Source organism: Dactylosporangium sp. NPDC005555, from assembly GCF_040605635.1.
Lineage (GTDB): Bacteria > Actinomycetota > Actinomycetes > Mycobacteriales > Micromonosporaceae > Dactylosporangium.
Genome location: NZ_JBEXDG010000031.1, coordinates 101,021 through 118,903 on the forward strand (window position 1 = coordinate 101,021; position 17,883 = coordinate 118,903).

The window sequence follows — 17,883 nt, forward strand, 5'->3', positions numbered from 1 at the left end:
CTCACCGCAGCGCGTGGTAGACGGAGTCGAGGACGAGTGGGGCCAGGTTGGGCAGTTTCCCGCCGAGGTTGGCGTCGGTGACCCGGGTGTCGGGTTTCGCGCCGAGGAACTTGATCAGCGCGTCGCGTTCGGCGGGTTGCATCGGCTGGAAGATGAGCCGGTTGCACAGCACGTCGAGGTAGGTCGCGAGGGTCGCGGCGGGCTGGGTGACGAGCGAGTCGGCCCGCGGGTTGTTGAGGCCCTTGAACGACTGCTGCAGGAACGCGCGGTGCGAGTTCCAGGTCTCCAGCATGCCGGCCGCGGAGCTCCAGGCGTTGGCGACGTCGGGGTAGCCGTCCGGCGGGTCCCAGCCCAGCGGTGCCTGGCCGAGCTTGCGGGTGAAGTTGTACAGGTCTTCGAGGGCCTTGCCGGTGTCGGCGCCGGGCTTGGTGCCGACGACCCGGGCGGTCGCGACGAAGTTCTCCAGGGGGCGGCGGGTCTTCAGGCCGGCCGCGAGCCAGAACTCCAGGGAGCGGAACAGGACCTTGAGCACCGGGACGATCGCCGAGCCGCTCTGCTGGTACGCGGTCGCGAGCCGGTCGACGAGCGACTGCGGCGGCGTGTCGCACACGAACCGGACGGCGAGCTTGCGGGCCACGTACTTCGCCGTCGACGGGTGGGTGGCGAGGTACAGCAGGTACGCGTCGCCGACCGCGAGGCCGTCCTTCGCGGACTTGTTCGCGTGCTGGAAGCCGAGCACCTTGACCGCGCCGGTCCAGTGCCGGTTCTGCTCGTACCTGAACGCGCCCTCGCGGGTCGCGGTGCGGCCCGTCATCAGGTACGCCGAGTTGCGGACGTCCTTCTCGTTGTAGCCGCCGTCGATCCCGACGGTGTGCAGCTCGAGGAGCTCACGGCCGTAGTTCTCGTTGACGTTGCGCCTGTCCGAGGACGTGTTGTCCAGGTAGCGCATCATCGCCGGGTCCCGGGCCGAGGCGATCAGCATGTCGGAGAACTTGCCGAGGGCGTGCTTGCGGATGACGTTCACGTCGTACGGCACCCGGGTGTCCCAGCCGCCGTCGAACGGGCTGGTGATGTTGAGGTGGTTGTTCCAGAAGTCGACCATCACCTCGAACAGTTGCCGGGAGCTCCACACCTGCCGGGCGATGACGGCGCGGGTCAGCTCGTACATCGCCTTGTTGTCGCCCTCCTTGACCGCCGCGCGGATCTGCGCGGTGGTCATGGTGACGGTCGGCGTGGTCTTCAGCGCCGCGTCGGCGACCGGGTCGGCGAGCTTGTCCGGCTCGAGCTGCTGGTCGAGCCAGCCGTCGATGCCGAGCTCCTTGACCGCGGCGACGTCGCCCTGGGTCGGGCCGAACGTGCAGCGGCGCAGCAGGTGCAGCACCGGGTCGCGGTTGAGCGGCGACGGGAAGCGTGGCGTGGCGCGCATCGCGGCGACGGCCGCGGCGGAGGCCGAGTCGGCGGTGCCGGCGGCGCCGAGGTCGTTGAGGTCGCCGAGGCCGCTGGTGTAGCTGGAGTCGCGGTTGGAGAACGAGCCGGCGTCGCGCGGGGAGACGTTGCCGCCGCCCTGACCGGTCCGGACCATGTCGGCGGCGTCCTCGGGGCGGCCGAGCATCGCCGCGGCGCCGGAGCCGAGCCCGCCGATCGCGACGACACCGCCGCCGAGGGCCATGAGCGCCGTCCTGCGGCTGCGCATCAGCTCGTGCAGGGCGGGCCGTCCGGTGCGCAGCCAGGCGGGTGCGGGTCCTCGTGACGTCCTCGCGGCGGGTGTACCGGCCGGCTCCTCGTCCTCGTCGGCCGGCAGCGGCTCGTTGAGGACGCGTGGCATCGGGAACTCGCCTGTGTAGTCGGCGAAGAAGGCGCCCTTGACTCGTCTGTGCGAGTCGGATGAGGGGTCGTCATCCGTGAAGAGCCGCTCAGGCATCCCTGAACCCTAATGAGCGCGTGATCTCCCATTCAAGCGGGCAGGTGCGGGTGCGGCTCAACTTTGTCTTTGTTCTTGCTTAAGCGAGGCGCATACCGCGTCAATACGTGGAATTCGGGCGACTACCAAAAGTTATCTCTTCCGTACGTACCGCAAAAGCGGTACGCATGAGGCAGCCGATGAGGGGAGGCGGTGGAGGTCGTGCGTGACGCTGCGCCGGTCCGCCGGCGTCGGAAGGTGACGTTCGCCGACGTCCCCGTCGCCGCGAAGCTCGCCCTGATCCTGGTCCTGCCCCTCGCCGGGCTGCTCGGCCTCGCGGGGGTCGCCGCATCGGTGTACGCCGATCGCAGCGGCCGGGCCGGGGACCTGCGCGGCGCGGTCTCGGCCGCGGCGGAGGCCGGACGGGTCGCCGACGGGCTGCAGCGGGAGCGGCTGGCCGCCGCGCGGCTGCTGAGCGGCGCGGCCTCCGGTGCTGCCCTTGCCGCCTCCTTCACCGCCTCGTTCACAGCCTCGTTCGCCGGCACCGACGCCGCCGTCGTCCGCCTGCGAGCCTCCGGTGCCGCCCTCGGCGCCGTCGGCAACCTCGACGGGCTCGCGCTGCTGCGGGCCCGGGTCGCCGCTCGGGAGCCTGACGAGCCCGGGCAGGTGCTGCTGCTGGAGTACCGGCGGCTGATCGCGGACCTGGTCGCCTTCCAGCAGGAGCTCGCCGACCGGGTCGCGCCGCCGGCCGCCGGGACCGGGATGCGGGCCGCGGGGTGGCTCGCCGTCGGCACGGAGGAGCTGGCGCAGATCCAGGTCACCGCCGTCAGGGTCGCCGCCGCCGGGGAGCTGACGGCGGCCGACCGGGACGGACTGGTCGCGCACCGGTCGGCCGCCGGGGACGCGTTCGCGCGGTTCTCGGCCGGGGCCGCGCCCGCGTGGCGGTCGCTGCTCGCCGGGATGGACGTGACCGCCGGCGTCGACGCGCTGCTGGCCGGGGCGTCGGCGCCCACGGACGCCGGGGACTGGGCGCGGGGTGGGCTCGCGCAGCTCGACGGGCTGCGGGACCTCGCCGACCGGGTCGCGGCCGACAACGCGGCCACCGCCACCGACGTCCGTGACCGGCAGAACCGGACGGTCGTCCTCGGGCTCGCCGCCGTCCTGCTGGTCGCCGTCGTCGCGGTCGGGCTCGCGGTCGCCGCGGGCCGGTCGTCGCGCCGCCGGTTGCGTGCGCTGCTCGCCGCCACGCTGCGCCTGGCCCATCCGGAAGGCCCGCCGGGCGTCGCGGGGGAGCCGGCCGCCGCCGGGCGGGACGAGATCGGGCGGCTCGGCGAGGCCCTGGACGCCGTGCGCCGGTCCACGGCCCGGGCCGCCGAGCAGGCCGCTTCGCAGGCGGCGCTGCGTTCGGGGGAGACCGGGATGTACGCCGACCTGGCCCGCCGGTCCGCGCGGCTCACGGACGCGCTGCTCGAACGGCTCGACGACGCGGAGCGGGACGAGGCGGACCCGGACAGGCTGGCGCTGCTGTTCGCCGTCGACCATCTCGCGACCCGGATCCGGCACGACACGCACAGCCTGCTCGTCCTCGCGGGCGCGGAGGCCGTCCGGGTCCACCCGGCGCCGGTGCCGCTGTTCGACGTGCTCAGGGCCGCGCAGTCCCGGATTCAGGCGTACGAGCGCGTCGAGTACGGACGCGTCGACAGTGCCACGGCGGTCGGTCCCGCCGCCGTCGACGGCGTCGTGCACCTCCTGGCCGAGCTGCTCGACAACGCCGCCCGGCACTCCACCGGCGACCTGCCCGTCGTGGTCGACGCGGCCCGGACCGGCGAGGGCGCCGTCATCCACGTCACCGACCCCGGCGTGCCCGGCGGCCCCGGCATGGACCCGGACCGGCTGGAGGAGCTCAACGGGCGCCTCCAACCGGGCCGGTCCGACCCGCCGGCGACCGGGCTGGGGCTGGGGCTCACCCTCGTCGGCCGGCTCGCCGCCAGCCACGGCGCCGGCGTCACCCTGCGACCGTCCCCGGCCGGCGGGATCGTCGCCACCGTCCGCCTCCCGGCCGACCTGGTCGTGCGGGCACCCGAGCCGTCCGTCCGCCCGCTGCCGGCCGAGGCCCCTGCCGCCACGCCCGAGCCTGTGGCGCGCCCGGAGCCGGCGTCGAGGCCCGCCGCCCGGCGGTTGCCGCCGCGGCCGCTGGAGCGGAGTCCGGCGCTGCCCGGCGGTGAGCCGATGGACATCCCGGTGCCGCGGCGGGGTGGCGCGCGGGTGCCGGTGGCCGCCGGTGGTGCCGCCGGTCGTGTCGCCGCTGACGGGCCCACGGTCGAGGCCCGGGCGTTCGACGACGGGCTGCCACGGCGTACCGTCGGTGCGTCACCGGATCCTGACTCCTCGACCTCCGCGGGCGTGCCGGCGACCGCGTCGCCGCCGGGCTCCCGGCATCCGATCGGCCGTCCCGGCGCAGTCCCGGTGCCGGTGAACCAGGAAGGACCTGCCACCTCATGACAGCCACCACGGGCCTCGACTGGGTGCTCAGCGGCTTCACGGACCGCGTGGAGGGCGTCCGGCACACCGTCGCGGTGTCCGGGGACGGGCTGCTGGTCGCGGCGTCCAACGAGCTGCCGCCGGAGCGCGCCGACCAGCTCGCCGCGATGGTCGCCGGGGTGGTGTCCCTCGCGCAGGGGCTGTCGGCGTACACGGAGGCGGGCCCGGTCGTGCGCACGATCGTGGAGATGCGGCGCAGCCTGCTGTTCGTCATGGCGCTCGGCGACGGGCACACCCTGGCGAGCCTCGCCGCGATGGTGCAGCCGGGCTGCGACGTGGGTCAGGTCGCGTTCGAGATGTCCGGGCTCGTCGAGCAGGTCGGCGCGGTCCTGACCCCGTCGGCGCGCTAGAGATCCGGGTCGTGGCCCTCCTTGATCTTGCTGGAGTCGCGGAGCGCGATGAACGGCTCCTGGTCCTCCGGCAGGCCGCCCTGGATGGCGCGGCCGCGTTCGAGCTCCGCGTCGAACTCGGCGCCGAGCAGGATCGCGATGTTGGAGATCCACAGCCAGACCAGGAACGCGATGATGCCGCCCAGGGTGCCGTAGGTCTTGTTGTACGAGCTGAAGTTCGACACGTAGACGGCGAAGCCGACGGACGCGAGCAGCCAGATCAGCACGGCGAGGCCGCCGCCGGGAGTGACCCAGCGGAAGCCGGTCTGCCGGGCGTTCGGCGACGCGTAGTAGAGCACGGCGAGGATCAGCAGGACGACGAGCAGGAGCACCGGCCACTTGGCGATGTCCCAGATCCGCACCGCCTGATCGGACAGGCCGATCCAGCCGCCGACCGTCTCGGCGAACTTGCCGGTGAAGACGATGCTGAGCGCGGCCAGGGCGATCAGGGTGCCGACGACGACCGTGACGCCGAGCCGGATCGGCAGCACCTTCCAGATGGGGCGGCCCTCGGGGACGTCGTAGATCGAGTTCGAGGCGCGGATGAACGCGCCGACGTAACCGGACGCGGTCCAGACGGCGCCGAGCAGACCGACGATCGCGAGGACGCCCGCTGAGCTGGAGCCCTGCTTCAGCTCGTCGACGGCGCCGGTGACGGGCCCGGCGATCGACGGCGGGAACAGCTGCTGCGCGTTCTCCAGGACCGCGTTCTGGGTGGTGTCGGTGAGCAGCATGCCGGACACCGCGAGGAGCACCAGGATGCCGGGGAAGATCGACAGCACGCCGTAGTAGGTCAGCGCGGCGGCCCAGTCGGTCAGGTTGTCGTTGTTGAACTCCTTGACCGTCCGCTTGAGGACCTCGATCCAGGACCGTCTGGTCAGCTGCGTCGGCCGGCTCGGCGGGTTCTCGAGGTGTGGTCCGGTGGGGTCGTCCTGCGCCATAGAAGTACCTATGCCCTGCCGGTGCGCGGGGATAACGCTATGGTGCGACCCTTCCGGCCCTGATGAGGGCGACCTGCACCATGTCGACCAGTTCGGTGGCGCGGAACGGTTTCGCGATGACGGACGCGTCGGGTCCGAGCTCGACGACGGCCGCGTCGAAGTACGGCAGCCCCGACATGTACATGATCAGCGCGTCGGGGCAGTGGGTCCGGACGACGTCGGCGACCTGCACCCCCGAGCCGTCGTTGAGCTTCAGATCGGTGATGGCGAGGTCGATCGCGGCGGGGTGCTCGACGCAGACGCGTTCGGCGCCGGCCAGCCCGGACGCCGTGTGCACCTCGGCGCCGGCGCGGCTGAGCACCCGTTTGACGATCTCGCACAGGTCGGGCTCGTCGTCGACGACGAGAACGCGTAGGTGCTCCAGCATGCCTTCACGATAATTCGTGATTGTGCCGGATCTGCCTTACTTGGCCGGGTTCGCCGGTCGGATCCGGCGCCGGCTGAACCCGAGGAACACCACCAGCACGCATGCCACCACCAGCAGCACCGCCGCGTAGGTCCACCAGGCGGGGCGGCCCGCGGACGGCGGCGAGGCCGCGGCCGGCGGCTGGGCGTTCGTGGTGAGGAAGTCGGCGGGCGCGGCCGCGGCGCTGGTCGCGGGCGGCGGGGCGACGGTCGGCGCCGACGACGGCGTCCGGGTCGGCTTCGCCGACGTGCCGGTCTTCGTGCCGGTCGTCACCGTGAACGAGAAGCTGCCGTTGCCGGCCGTGCCGGCGGCGCCGGCGGCGGTGTAGGAGACCGTGTAGCTGCCGGGCACGCCGTCGGGGACGCCGAGGGTGATGCGGGCCGTCTCGTTGCGCACGGTGACGCCGCCGAGGGCGACGACGGCGCTGTCCGGCCCGGTCAGGGTCACCTGGGCGTCCACGATCTTGTCGCTGAACACCAGCTGCAGCACCTCCGGCAGGTGCGCGATCCGGTTCTCCGCGCCCGGCGTGCTGCTGGCGAGCGTGAGCCGCGGTGCATATGCGGTCGCTATTGACGGAATCGGCAGGATCGCAAGAATTCCGACAATTATCGCCGCGACAACTGCACTTCGCCTGACCACACCAACCAATCGCCCGGTCATGGGCGGAAACGATAGTGCATTGACGTCAGCAATGTGCGGGCGACGGTGTTAGCGTGCCGTTTCATGCAGGGCAGTTGGCGTGAACTGGTGCAAATCAAACGCCCTCCGGCGCCGACCCCGGCGAGCCGGAGGCTGCGGCGCATCGTGCTGCTCACCGCCGTGCTGACCCTCGCCGCCGACGTGGTGAACCTCAAATACTCCACCGAGGGAGGATTCGGGCTCGCGGTGCGGACCTTCTGGGCGATGCTGCGCGCGCTCGGTTTCCTGTTCCTGATGCGGGAGATCCGGTGGGGCCGGCTGACCGCCCGCCCGTTCGGGCTGATCCTCGCCGTCACCACCGTGTTCGCCTCGGCGCGGCTGGCTCAGCCCCGCGAGGACGGGTTCCTGCCGCCGTGGCAGGTGCTCGCCGCGCTCGCCGTCATCCTCACGCTGTGTGCGACCATCATCTGGCAGCTGTTCCGCTCGCCGGCGATCGCCGCGCACCTGACCCGCCGCCCGTCGAAGCGGCCGATCCCGCCGTGGGCGCTGACCGCGCGGGTCGCCGCGCTGTCCTACTCGGCGCTGCTGTCGGTGCCGTGCCTGGTCGCCGCCGGGACGCTGTGGGACGAGCCGCGGGTGCCGCGCTCCACGGCGGTGCCGCTGGTCATCTCCTGGTTCGTGCTCGGCATCGCGGTCGCGTTCGTCGCGTCGCTGATCAGCTTCGCGATGATGTTCGGGCACACCTGGGCGCGGGTGCTGCTCGCCATGGTCAGCGTCTTCGTGCTGCTCGTGCAGCCGGCGCTGTGCTGGCTGCTGCTCGGCGCCGACGGCGTCATCCGCGACGGCGTCCCGCTCGTCCTCGCCGCGCTCGTCTGCCTCTACGGCCTGGCGAGATCCGGCACCCCCGCCACCGGTGCCCCGTAAACGCTGATCTTGTACTCGATCAGGGCCAGATCGCTCTGCAGGCCGGCGATCCGCTCAAGGACCTGCCGGCGGTGCTCCTCCAGGAGCTCGCGGCGCTCGTCGAAGGTGGCCGGCCCGACCCGGCACAGGTCCGCGTAGCGGCGCATCCCGGCGATCGGCATGCCGGTCGCCCGCAGCCGGGTCAGCAGCCGCAGCATGCCGACGTCCTGCTCGGAGTAGCGGCGGTGCCCGTTCCAGTCGCGCTCCGGCGGGTCGAGCAGGCCGGCGCGCTCGTAGTACCGCAGCGTGTGGGCGGTCAGCCCGGTCTGCTCGGCCACCTCGGCGATGGTGAACTCCATGCTTTCGAGAGTATTGCCTGCTCCACGCGTTTGACTTCGAGCGCGCTCGAAGGGGGAGTGTGGAGGTATGCGACAGCGAACCCTTGGCACTCTGACGACGTCGGCGCTCGGCCTCGGCTGCATGGGCATGAGCGAGTTCTACGGCCCGGGTGACGACGCCGAGTCCGTCGCCACCGTCCACCGCGCGCTCGACCTCGGCGTGACGTTCCTCGACACCGCCGACATGTACGGCCCGTTCACCAACGAGCAGCTCGTCGGCCGTGCCATCGCCGGGCGCCGCGACGAGGTGACCCTGGCGACGAAGTTCGGCATCCAGCGCGACGGCGGCGGGCGCGGCATCAACGGCCACCCCGACTACGTGCGCGCCGCCCTCGACGCGTCCCTGCGGCGGCTCGGCGTCGAGCACATCGACCTGTACTACCAGCACCGCGTCGACGACCGGGTGCCGATCGAGGACACGTGGGGCGCGCTCAGCGAGGCCGTCGCCGCCGGCAAGGTCCGTCACCTGGGCATCTCCGAGGCCTCGGTGGACACGGTGCGCCGCGCGCACGCCGTGCACCCGGTGACCGCCGGGCAGTACGAGTACTCGCTGTGGACCCGCGACCCCGAGGACGGCATCCTCGGGGTGTTCCGCGAGCTGGGCATCGGGCTCGTCGCCTACAGCCCGCTCGGCCGCGGCTTCCTGTCCGGCGAGATCACCGACCCGTCGCAGTTCGACCCGTCGGACTTCCGCCGCTCCAACCCGCGCTTCCAGGGCGCGAACTTCCAGCGCAACCTCGACCTGGTCGCCGAGGTCCGGTCCATCGCGGCGGCGAAGGGCTGCACGCCCGCGCAGCTGGCCCTCGCCTGGGTGCTCGCGCAGGGCGACGACATCGTGCCGATCCCGGGCACGAAGCGGCGCTCGTACCTGGAACAGAACGTGGCGGCGCTCGACGTCACGCTCACCGCGGAGGACCTGGCCGCTGTCGAGAAGCTCGCCATCGGCAGCGACGTCGCCGGCACCAGGTATGCGGCGGAGACGATGGGGTCGCTGAACCGCTGACGTGTCCACCCCCGGCGGCTGGCGTTCGCCGGGGGCCGCGTCGTATCCTCTTGCTCGTGTCCGCATTCCTGAACCGATGCTGGTGGCCCGCCTGACGAGGCGGCCCACCTCCGCGTGACACCCACATCCGCGGCCGCCCTTTCCGGCGGTCGCTTTTTCGTTCCCTCCTCGCAGGGGCCGGCCGCCCAGGACGGCCAGACCTCGAGAGGGACGACCCGCATGCTGCCCGACCTGAACCGCCCGTTCGCCCTGCTGCGCCGCGAGGGCCGCGACGTCGTCGAGGTGCTCTCCGGCACCGTCGTCACCGTCTCGTCCCTGGCCGGCATCCCGTCGGAGTCCCTGTCGCTGGTGCCGTTCCGGCAGGTGCGCGAGCGCGGCTTCGAGTGCGTCGACGACGGCACGCCCCTGTCCGTGCTGCGGATCTCCTCGCGCGCCGCGTATCCGGTCGCCGCCGTGCTCGAGGAGCTGCCGGCCTCCCCCGTGGCGCTGCGCGACGGCGGGTTCGACGTGTCCGACGACGACTACGCCGCCATCGTCTCCGAGGTGCTGCGCGAGGAGATCGGACGCGGCGAGGGCTCCAACTTCGTCATCCACCGGGTGTTCGAGGCGGACGTCGAGGGTGACCCGCTCACCGCCGCGCTCGCCGTGTACCGGCGGCTCCTCACCCGCGAACGGGGCGCCTACTGGACGTTCCTCGTGCACACCGGCGATCGGACCCTGGTCGGCGCCACCCCCGAGCGGCACGTCAGCGTCGAGGACGGCCTCGTCATGATGAACCCGATCAGCGGCACGGTCCGGCACCCGGACAAGGAGGCCGTGCTGCGGTTCCTGTCCGACCGCAAGGAGATCGACGAGCTGTCGATGGTGCTCGACGAGGAGCTCAAGATGATGGCGACCGTCGCGACCGAAGGCGGGCAGGTCGTCGGCCCGTACCTGAAAGAGATGGCGCACCTCGTCCACACGGAGTACCTCCTCGCCGGCCGCACCGCACTGGACGTGCGGGACGTGCTGCGGGAGACGATGTTCGCGCCGACCGTCGTCGGCAGCCCGATCGAGAACGCGTGCCGGGTCGTCGCCCGCCACGAACGGCGCGGCCGCGGCTACTACGGCGCCGTCCTCGCCCTCATCGGCTCCGACGCGCAGGGCCGGCAGACCCTGGACGCGCCGATCCTCATCCGCACCGCCGACATCTCCGGCGACGGCCGGCTGCGGGTGCCGGTCGGCGCGACCCTCGTGCGGCACTCGACGCCCGCCGGCGAGGTCGCCGAGACGCACACCAAGGCCGCCGGGGTCCTGGCCGCGCTGGGGCTGGGCGCCTCCGCCGCCGGCACCACGCCGCCCGCGGCGCCGCTCGCCGCCGACCCCGACGTGCAGGCGGCGCTCGTCGCGCGCAACGCCACCCTCGCACCGTTCTGGCTGCGGGACCACCAGGCGCGGGCCCTCGACGCGCCCGAGCTCGCCGGGCGGCGGGTCCTCATCGTCGACGCGGAGGACACGTTCACCGGCATGCTGCACCACCAGTTGCGGGTCCTCGGCCTCGACGTCGTCCTCGAGAAGTACACGGCTGTCACGTCGTTGGAGGGTTACGACCTGGTGGTGCTCGGGCCGGGCCCGGGAGACCCGCGGCGGACCGAGGAGCCGAAGATGGCCGCCATGCGGGCCATCGCCGTGCGGCTGCTCGACGCCGGCACGCCCACGCTCGCCGTGTGCCTCGGCCACCAGCTGCTGTCCGGGCTGCTGGGGCTGCCGCTGCGCCGCAAGGCCAACCCGTACCAGGGCATGCAACGCGACATCGTGTTCTTCGGGCGGCCCGCGACCGTCGGGTTCTACTCCACCTTCACCGCCACACACCCGCACGACCGTTGCGGCACCGCCTACGGCGAGGTGGAGCTGTCCCGTGACCCGGCCAACGGCGACGTCCACGCACTGCGCGGGCCCACCTTCGCCGGCGTGCAGTTCCACCCCGAGTCCGTCCTCAGCTCCGACGGGATCGACCTGCTGCGCGGGCTGCTCGCCACGCTGCTGCCGGCTTTTGGTTCCCGTCCGCGGTGGGTACCCGAGCGGGCGTGATGCGAGTCGTGCGGGTGGTCCTGCTCTTCTTCCGCGGGCGGGACCTCAACCTGCACGCCGCCGCCGTGACGTTCTACGGCGCGGTCGCCGTCGTGCCCGTCGCGCTGCTCACCGTCAGGCTCGCCGGGCTGATCGCCGGCGCCGGCCGGATCCGTGACCTGGCCGGCCCGGTGATCGCCGCCATGCCCGACCGGCTCGGCGCCGGCCGAGCCACCGCCGTCCTCGTCGACGCGGGCCTCGGCATGTCGTGGCCGCTGACACTGATCGCGCTGGTCCCCGCCACCTGGTACGGCGAAGGCCTGCGCCGCGCGTTCGTCTCCCTCACCGAGTCCGGCTCACCCGCCGGCTGGCGCGGGCGGCTGCTCATCCTGCCCGTCCTCGCCGCCGCCCCCGCCCTCCTGCTCGGCCTCCTCCTCGTGCTCCCCGGCGCCGCACGGCGCTTGCAGGACGGCGGCTGGTCGAGCGTCGCGGCGGTCGTCGTGTCGTTCCTCGCCACCTGGCTGGCGCTCAGCCCGGCGTTCGTCATGGTGTACCGGTGGTGCGCCCCGCCCAGCCCCGCCTGGGCCCCCACGGTCGCCGTCGGCGCGTTCACGGCGGCGAACGTGTCCGGGTTCGCCCACGGATTCGTCCTCTTCTGGTCGCTGCCCCTCGATCTCGGCGCGCCCTTCGGCGGCCTGGACGCGATCGGCGCCGTCGTCGCCGTCCTGCTCTGGCTGTACGTGTTCCACCTGCTGACCCTCATCGGCTACGGTGCGACGCTGCAGGCCGCCCGGTGGTGGGCCTTGCGCTCCGCCGCCTCGTGAACCAAGCTTGCCGAGAAATTCTCATCATTGGGGGTCGTCATGCGGGACCGCCGGGCAAGACTCAGCGTCGCCATGGCCTACCTCGTCCAGGGCTTCTGCTTCGCCGCCCTGCTGACCCAGGTCGGTGTCCTGCAGGAGAAGTTCGGCTTCTCCGACGGAGAGCTCTCCCTGGTCCTGCTCGCCGTCCCGGTCGTCGCCGGCGTCGGCAGCGTCCTCGCGGGCCTGCTGTCCACCCGCTACGGCAGCTCGCCCGTCCTGCGCGCCGGCGGCCCCGGCGTCGCCCTCGCCATCACCGCCGTCGGCCTCGCCGGCCAGGCCTGGCAGCTCTACCTGGCCCTGGCCTTCGTCGGCCTCATGCTCGGCGTCGTCGACGCCACGATGAACATGCAGGGGGTCAGCGTCGAGCGCCGGTACGGGCGACCCGTCCTGAACTCGTTCCACGCCGTCTGGAGCGTCGGCGCCATCCTCGGCGCCCTCGCCACCGCCGGCACCTCCCGGCTCGGCTGGTCGATCTCCGCGTCCCTGGCCGCCGTCGCGGTCGTCGGGGCGATCGTGGCGCTGGTGGCCGGCCCCTGGCAGCTTCCCCGCGCGCTCGAAGTGGCCGACGTCCCGCCCGGCGCCGACGCGGCCATTCCGTGGCGGCCCGTCATCCTCGTCGGCGTCGCGATGATGCTCATGTTCATCGCCGACTCCGCGGTCTCCAACTGGAGCACCGTCTTCCTCGACCACGCGTTCGCCGCCAGTACCAGCGTCGCCGCGCTCGGCCTCGCCGCCTACCAGGCCATGATGCTCGTCGGCCGCACCGCCGGCGACCTCGTCGTGCGCCGCTTCGGCCCCGTCGGCGTCGTCTCCGTCGGCGGCGTCGTCGGCGGTCTGGGCCTCGGCCTCGTCGCCGCCTCCCAGTCCGCGCCGATGGGCATCGCCGGGTTCGCCGTCGTCGGCATCGGCCTGTCCCTCGTCGTCCCGCAGTCCTTCTCCGCCGCGGGGCGCCTCGACCCTGCCGGCACCGGCGTCGCGATCGCCCGCGTCAACCTGTTCAACTACGTGGGCTTCGTCGTCGGCGCCGGCCTGATCGGCGCGGTCGCGGAGAGCGCGTCGCTCCGCCTGGCCTTCGTGGTGCCGGCCGTGCTCGCCGTGGGGATCGTCGCCCTGGCTCCCGCCTTCCGCACGTCGTCCCCGGCCCCCGCCGCCGAGGTCCCCGCTCCGGCCACCGGCTGACCCAGGTCCTGCGTCGCGGCCTGCCGCCGCTGACCCCTCGCACCGCGCCGTGCGATGGGCCTCACCCGATCCGCGTGCCGGGGGCGTGTGATGTGCCCTGCCTGATCCGCGTGCCGGGGCCGTGCGGCGTGCCCTGTCTGATCCGCGTGCCGGGGCGTGCGATGTGCCTTGCTCGATCCGTGTGCCGGGGCCGTGTGATGTGCCCTGTCTGATCCGTGTGCCGGGGCGCGTGACGTGCCCGGCCTGACCCTCCCGCGGTGCCCCGGCGGTGTGGCCTGCTCGGCGTGTTCCGCCCCTTGCCCGTGCTGCCTTGGCCTGCCGCCGGCGATGCCCGGGGTCGCCCGTTCCCGGACGGCGGTGCGGTCAGGGCCGGCGGGCGGTCGCGCTGACCTTCTCCGCGGCGGCGGCCACCGAGCCGCGGGTCGTGGCGGCCAGGCTGGTCTGCTCGTGCAGCGACGCCTCGACCTCGCGCTGGGCGGCGGCGACCGAGCCGAGCCGGTCCGCGACCTCGCCCACCGCGGTCGCCGCCGCGAGCGCGCCGGCGGTGACCTGGCCGACCGTCGTCTCGATCCGGCCGGTCGCGGCGGCGGTCTGCGCGGCGAGATCCTTGACCTCGTTGGCGACCACGCCGAAACCCTTCCCGGCCTCGCCGGCGCGGGCGGCCTCGATCGTCGCGTTCAGCGCGAGCAGCTTCGTCTGGTCGGCGACGGCCTGGATGAGCCCGGCGACGGTGGCGATGTCGGCGATCGAGGTCTCCAGCTCCCCGATGACGGTCCGCGCGTGGTTGGAGTCGCTGAGCGCCGCCTCGACGTCGGTGACGGCGCCCCGGACCGAGCCGGTCATCACGGCCAGCTTCTCCTCGAACGACTCCATCGCCGCGCCCGCCTCGGCGCCGAGCCGCACCCCGGCGTCGGCGACGTCGGCGAGCACCGTCTCCAGCCGCCGCCCGAGCCGCTCGCTGTGCGCGACCTGCTCCGCGGCGTTGTTCGCCGCCGCCTCCTCGCGGCTGGTGGCGTCGTCGGCGGCGGCCCGCAGCGCCGTCTGGTTCTCCGCGGCGACACGAGCCCTGTCGGCGTCGGCCTCGGCCTCGGCGTTCGCGGAGAACCTCCAGTACCCCAGCTGCGTCAGACACATCGCGACCACGAAACCGGCGTGCATCGACGCGAACAGGATCGGATGGTCGCGCGCCTGCGGACTGCTGAACAACATCTCCGGCATCGTCAGGGCGACGAGCACGTGGTGCGCCGCGACCAGCACGACGTTGGTCAGCAGGGTCACCCATTCCTGGTACAGGCTGACCAGCGCCACCACGACGAAGAAATGAAAGTGCAGGTCGGTGAGGCCGTTGCCGGCGTGCACGAGTGCCGCGGCGGCGAAGAACAGCCCCGCCGACACCGCGACCGCCGCGCCGCGCCTGCTCCGGGCGACGCTGCCGGCGACCGCGCAGACGAGCACACCCGCGTTCGCCGACCACACGAGCCACGCGCCGCCGTGCGTGTGCCCGCCGATGATCGAGTGCCCGTTGAGGACACTGATGAGCACGAGCACCGGCAGATGCAGCACCAGCACGAGCCGCAGCGCCCTGTGCCTGGACTGGAAGGCAGCGTCGCTGAGCCGGACCTTCGGCATGAGCCAGGCGAGGATTCCGGGCATGACGTTGACGCTCCTCTGCACGGTCGACCACGCGGCCCTTTCAGCAGGACCCAACCGTCCATCGGCCGGCGAACGCCGTTCTGTAGCTCGATCGGCGGATGTACCACCAGAACGCCCGGCCCGCCGTGCAAGCCTCAACCGGCTCCCGTGAGCAGGGCTGTGACCTCGGCAGGAGACGGCAGCCCTTCGGTGTCCCCGGCGGTGGCGACCACCCTTGCCGCGAAGCGGGTGCCCAGCCAGGCCGCCCCCCGAGGGCCGGTCCCGGCGAGGCGGGCGGCGAGATACGCCCCGGCGAACGCGTCTCCGGCGCCGACCGGGTCGACCACCCGCACCGCCACGGACGGCAGGTGGGTGGGCGTGTCGCCCTCGTGCCAGCAGCCGTCGGCGCCGGCCTTCAGCACCACCTCGCGCACGCCGGCGGCCTTGGCCAGCGCGAAGACCGCGGCGGGGTCGTCCGTGCCGAAGAGCGGCACCGCCTCGTCCATCCCGAGGAGGAGGTACGTCGTCATCGGCAGCAACGCACGTGCGACCTCGACCGCGGCGTCGAGCCCGGGGCGGAGGTTCGGGTCGACGGCGACCGGCACACCCCGCGCGTGTGCCTCCCGCGCTAGGCGGAGCACCGCCCGGCGCGGGCCGTCGCCGAGCGCGGCGGTCAGCCCGGACACCGCGACCAGGCCGGGTCCGGCCGCGAGCGCACGGCCGGCGTCCGCCTCGTCGAGGGCGGAGGCGGCGGAACCGGCCCGGTAGTAGTGCACCCGTCGGGCGCCGTCGGGCCGGACGTCCTTCATGAACACGCCCGTCGGCCGGCCGCCGTCGACGGTGACGAGCCCGGTCCCGACGCCGAGCCCCGCGGCGGCCGCGACGACCCGCCGCCCGAACGGGTCGTCGCCGACGCGACTGCAGAAGGCGGCCCGCGCACCCGCCCGGGCCGCCGCGGCCAGGAGGTTCAGCTCGGCGCCGGCCACGTGCACCGACGCCGTCCCGCACTCCTCCAGAGGGAGGAGGTCGGCGGGCTGGAAGAGCACCATCGCCTCCCCGAGCCCGACGATCAGCGGCGCGGTCATCGGCGCGGTCAGCGGCGCGGCGGTCAGCGGCACGGCGGTCGGCGGCGCGGCGGTCATGCGAGCCACCTGGCGCGCAGGTCGGGGCGCAGGAACGCGGCCGGGGAGGCGATCGACAGCCCGCCGTCGACGGGCAGGCAGACGCCGGTGATGAACCCGGCGGCCGGGGACGCCAGGAACGCGACCGCGGAAGCCACCTCCTCCGGCCGGCCCACCCGGCCGAGCGGGTAGCCCTCGGCGGCGGCCGGGAGGTCCTCGTTGCCGATCAGGCCGGGGGCGACGGCGTTGACGCGGATGCCGCGGGGTCCGTATTCGAGGGCGAGCTGCCGCACGAGACCGTCCAGGCCGGCCTTGGCCGCGGCGTACGAGGGGAGGCCCGGCGCGGCGAGGAAGCTGTTGACGGACGTGACCGCGACGATGCTGCCGCCGGAAGTCATGTGCGGCAGCGCCGCCCGGCAGGCGTAGAAGGCGCCGGAGAGCGTCACGTCGATCGCCGAGCGCCACTCGTCGTCGGTCTGGGTCTCGGCGGCCGCGACCGGCATCACCGCGGCGGCGAGGACCAGCACGTCGAGCCGCCCGAACAGGTCGGCGGCCCGACGCACCACACCGGCCGCGCCGGAGGCGGTGGAGCAGTCGGCGGCCCAGCTCGCCTCGAACGCCGGGTCGTCGGTGGTGTCCAGGGCGGCGCCGGCGACCCGCTCACCGGCGAACGCCCGCCCGATCGCCAGCCCGATCGGCGACGTCGCCCCGACGACGAGCACGCCCCTCATCACAGGCCCCCCATGACGCGAGCGCCGCTCACTGTGCCGGGCCCGTGATGCCGAGGTCGTCCAGGATCACGGTCAGCGCGGCGAGGGTGGCCGGGTCGGCGTCCACCGCGGGTGCCCGGACCGTCGTGGAGGCGATGATGCCGCGCCGGTGCAGGACGTGCTTGTGGATCGACCACGCGATGCCCGGCTGGAGCCCGAAACGGATCAGCGGCAGCAGCCGGTTGAACCCGGCCCGCGCCTCCGCCGGCGACCCGGCGTCATACGCACGCAGGACCGGCGCCAGCAGGTCCGGGAACTCGCTTGCGGGCATCGTGCCGACGGCGCCCCGGGTGTACTCCTCCAGGACGAACAGCGCGTTCTGCCCGCCGAGGACGAGGAAGTCCGCGGCCGTCGCCTCGATGACGGCGCCGACCTTCGGGGCGGTCGGCTGGGTCTCCACCTTCACCGAGTCGACACCGTCGAGTTCGGACAGTTCGACGATGAGCGGCACCGGCAGGTTCACGCCGGTCGACGCAGGCGCGTCCTGCACCATCACGGACAGCCCGCCGGCGGCCGCGACCGTGCCGTAGAAGTCGACGATCTGCGCGGGGGAGGGCTTCACCATGAACGGCGGGATGAGCATGGCGACGCTGGCCCCGGCGTCGGCCGCGGCGCGGCACTGGTCGACCGCGTCGCCGGTGCCGGTCGCCGACACGCCCGCGACGATCGGCAGCGCGGGACCGAGCGCGGCCCGCACGACGGCGAGGATCGAGGCCCGCTCGGCCGCGGTCAGCGAGAATCCCTCGCTGGCGAAGCCGAACACAGCCACGCCGGAGACGCCCGCGGCGACGGAGAACTCGACGAGCCGGCGCAGGCTGTCCGTGTCGAGGGAGCCGTCGAGGTGGAACGGGGTGGCGAGCACGGGGATCAGCCCGCGCACGTCGGCGGAGCGGGTCATGCCGCCACCTCCGGCGTCGGCCTGAGCCATGACTGCCGTGCCGATGAGCGGCCCGAGCCGCTGCGCTGGCCGCTCATGCCGCCACCTCCGCTGCGCTCCGGCGTCGGCCTGAGCCATGACTGCCGTGCCGATGAGCGGCCCGAGCCGCTGCGCTGGCCGCTCATGCCGCCACCTCCGCTGCGCTCCGGCGG

Annotated in this window: 16 protein-coding genes; 7 read left to right on the forward strand and 9 right to left on the reverse strand. The window is 73.5% G+C overall.

What is annotated here, in order from left to right; all coding sequences use genetic code 11:
- Position 1: 1 nt before the first annotated feature.
- A complete protein-coding gene (locus tag ABZS58_RS30520; protein ID WP_354786673.1) occupies positions 2-1,921 on the reverse strand; it encodes a DUF1800 domain-containing protein in 1,920 nt (639 codons plus the stop codon).
- A 201-nt stretch (positions 1,922-2,122) separates the two neighbouring features.
- Between ABZS58_RS30520 and ABZS58_RS30525 the strand changes: the two genes are divergently transcribed.
- Both ABZS58_RS30525 and ABZS58_RS30530 read left to right on the forward strand, forming a co-directional pair.
- Complete coding sequence (locus ABZS58_RS30525; protein ID WP_354786674.1) at positions 2,123-4,402, forward strand: nitrate- and nitrite sensing domain-containing protein; 2,280 nt, start codon at positions 2,123-2,125, stop codon at positions 4,400-4,402.
- Positions 4,399-4,791 carry a roadblock/LC7 domain-containing protein gene (locus tag ABZS58_RS30530; RefSeq protein WP_354786675.1) on the forward strand — a complete coding sequence of 131 codons (393 nt, stop codon included), beginning with the start codon at positions 4,399-4,401 and terminating at the stop codon, positions 4,789-4,791. The genes ABZS58_RS30525 and ABZS58_RS30530 overlap by 4 nt, the downstream gene beginning before the upstream one ends.
- Here ABZS58_RS30530 and ABZS58_RS30535 read toward each other — a convergent pair.
- The 3 genes from ABZS58_RS30535 to ABZS58_RS30545 are packed head-to-tail and all read right to left on the reverse strand — an operon-like array spanning position 4,788 to position 6,897.
- Positions 4,788-5,771: a YihY/virulence factor BrkB family protein gene (locus tag ABZS58_RS30535; protein WP_354786676.1), complete on the reverse strand. Its 984-nt coding sequence runs from the start codon at positions 5,769-5,771 to the stop codon at positions 4,788-4,790. The genes ABZS58_RS30530 and ABZS58_RS30535 overlap by 4 nt on opposite strands.
- A 37-nt stretch (positions 5,772-5,808) precedes the next feature.
- Entirely contained in the window at positions 5,809-6,198 is a 390-nt protein-coding gene (locus ABZS58_RS30540) for a response regulator (protein WP_354786677.1), read from the reverse strand.
- Positions 6,199-6,234: 36 nt separating this feature from the next.
- Positions 6,235-6,897, reverse strand: a complete 663-nt coding sequence (locus ABZS58_RS30545; protein ID WP_354786678.1) for a copper resistance protein CopC — start codon at positions 6,895-6,897, stop codon at positions 6,235-6,237.
- Between the two features lie 87 nt (positions 6,898-6,984).
- Between ABZS58_RS30545 and ABZS58_RS30550 the strand changes: the two genes are divergently transcribed.
- Positions 6,985-7,800, forward strand: a complete 816-nt coding sequence (locus tag ABZS58_RS30550) for a hypothetical protein (RefSeq protein WP_354786679.1) — start codon at positions 6,985-6,987, stop codon at positions 7,798-7,800.
- On the opposite strand, the gene ABZS58_RS30555 is transcribed toward ABZS58_RS30550, so the two are convergent.
- Positions 7,755-8,138, reverse strand: a complete 384-nt coding sequence (locus ABZS58_RS30555) for a MerR family transcriptional regulator (RefSeq protein ID WP_354786680.1) — start codon at positions 8,136-8,138, stop codon at positions 7,755-7,757. The genes ABZS58_RS30550 and ABZS58_RS30555 overlap by 46 nt on opposite strands.
- 67 nt (positions 8,139-8,205) lie before the next feature.
- Between ABZS58_RS30555 and ABZS58_RS30560 the strand changes: the two genes are divergently transcribed.
- From ABZS58_RS30560 to ABZS58_RS30575, 4 genes are all read left to right on the forward strand, one after another.
- On the forward strand, positions 8,206-9,180 hold the full coding sequence (locus ABZS58_RS30560) for an aldo/keto reductase (RefSeq protein ID WP_354786681.1): 975 nt from the start codon (positions 8,206-8,208) through the stop codon (positions 9,178-9,180).
- Positions 9,181-9,399: 219 nt separating this feature from the next.
- Positions 9,400-11,250 carry an anthranilate synthase family protein gene (locus tag ABZS58_RS30565; RefSeq protein WP_354786682.1) on the forward strand — a complete coding sequence of 617 codons (1,851 nt, stop codon included), beginning with the start codon at positions 9,400-9,402 and terminating at the stop codon, positions 11,248-11,250.
- Positions 11,250-12,053, forward strand: coding sequence for a YhjD/YihY/BrkB family envelope integrity protein (locus ABZS58_RS30570; protein WP_354786697.1), 804 nt, complete (start codon positions 11,250-11,252; stop codon positions 12,051-12,053). Before ABZS58_RS30565 ends, ABZS58_RS30570 begins: the two co-directional genes overlap by 1 nt.
- Positions 12,054-12,092: 39 nt before the next feature.
- The gene (locus ABZS58_RS30575) at positions 12,093-13,271 is read left to right on the forward strand and encodes an MFS transporter (RefSeq protein WP_354786683.1); all 1,179 of its coding nucleotides are present in this window, start codon (positions 12,093-12,095) and stop codon (positions 13,269-13,271) included.
- A gap of 363 nt (positions 13,272-13,634) precedes the next feature.
- Here the strand turns inward: ABZS58_RS30575 and ABZS58_RS30580 are convergent, their stop codons facing one another.
- The 4 genes from ABZS58_RS30580 to ABZS58_RS30595 all read right to left on the reverse strand — a co-directional run bounded on the left by ABZS58_RS30580 (position 13,635) and on the right by ABZS58_RS30595 (position 17,692).
- A complete protein-coding gene (locus ABZS58_RS30580) occupies positions 13,635-14,924 on the reverse strand; it encodes a methyl-accepting chemotaxis protein (protein WP_354786684.1) in 1,290 nt (429 codons plus the stop codon).
- Positions 14,925-15,058: 134 nt separating this feature from the next.
- Complete coding sequence (locus ABZS58_RS30585; protein WP_354786685.1) at positions 15,059-16,045, reverse strand: sugar kinase; 987 nt, start codon at positions 16,043-16,045, stop codon at positions 15,059-15,061.
- Complete coding sequence (locus tag ABZS58_RS30590; protein WP_354786686.1) at positions 16,042-16,755, reverse strand: SDR family oxidoreductase; 714 nt, start codon at positions 16,753-16,755, stop codon at positions 16,042-16,044. The genes ABZS58_RS30585 and ABZS58_RS30590 overlap by 4 nt, the downstream gene beginning before the upstream one ends.
- Positions 16,756-16,783: 28 nt before the next feature.
- Positions 16,784-17,692, reverse strand: coding sequence for a dihydrodipicolinate synthase family protein (locus ABZS58_RS30595; RefSeq protein ID WP_354786687.1), 909 nt, complete (start codon positions 17,690-17,692; stop codon positions 16,784-16,786).
- Positions 17,693-17,883: the final 191 nt, after the last annotated feature.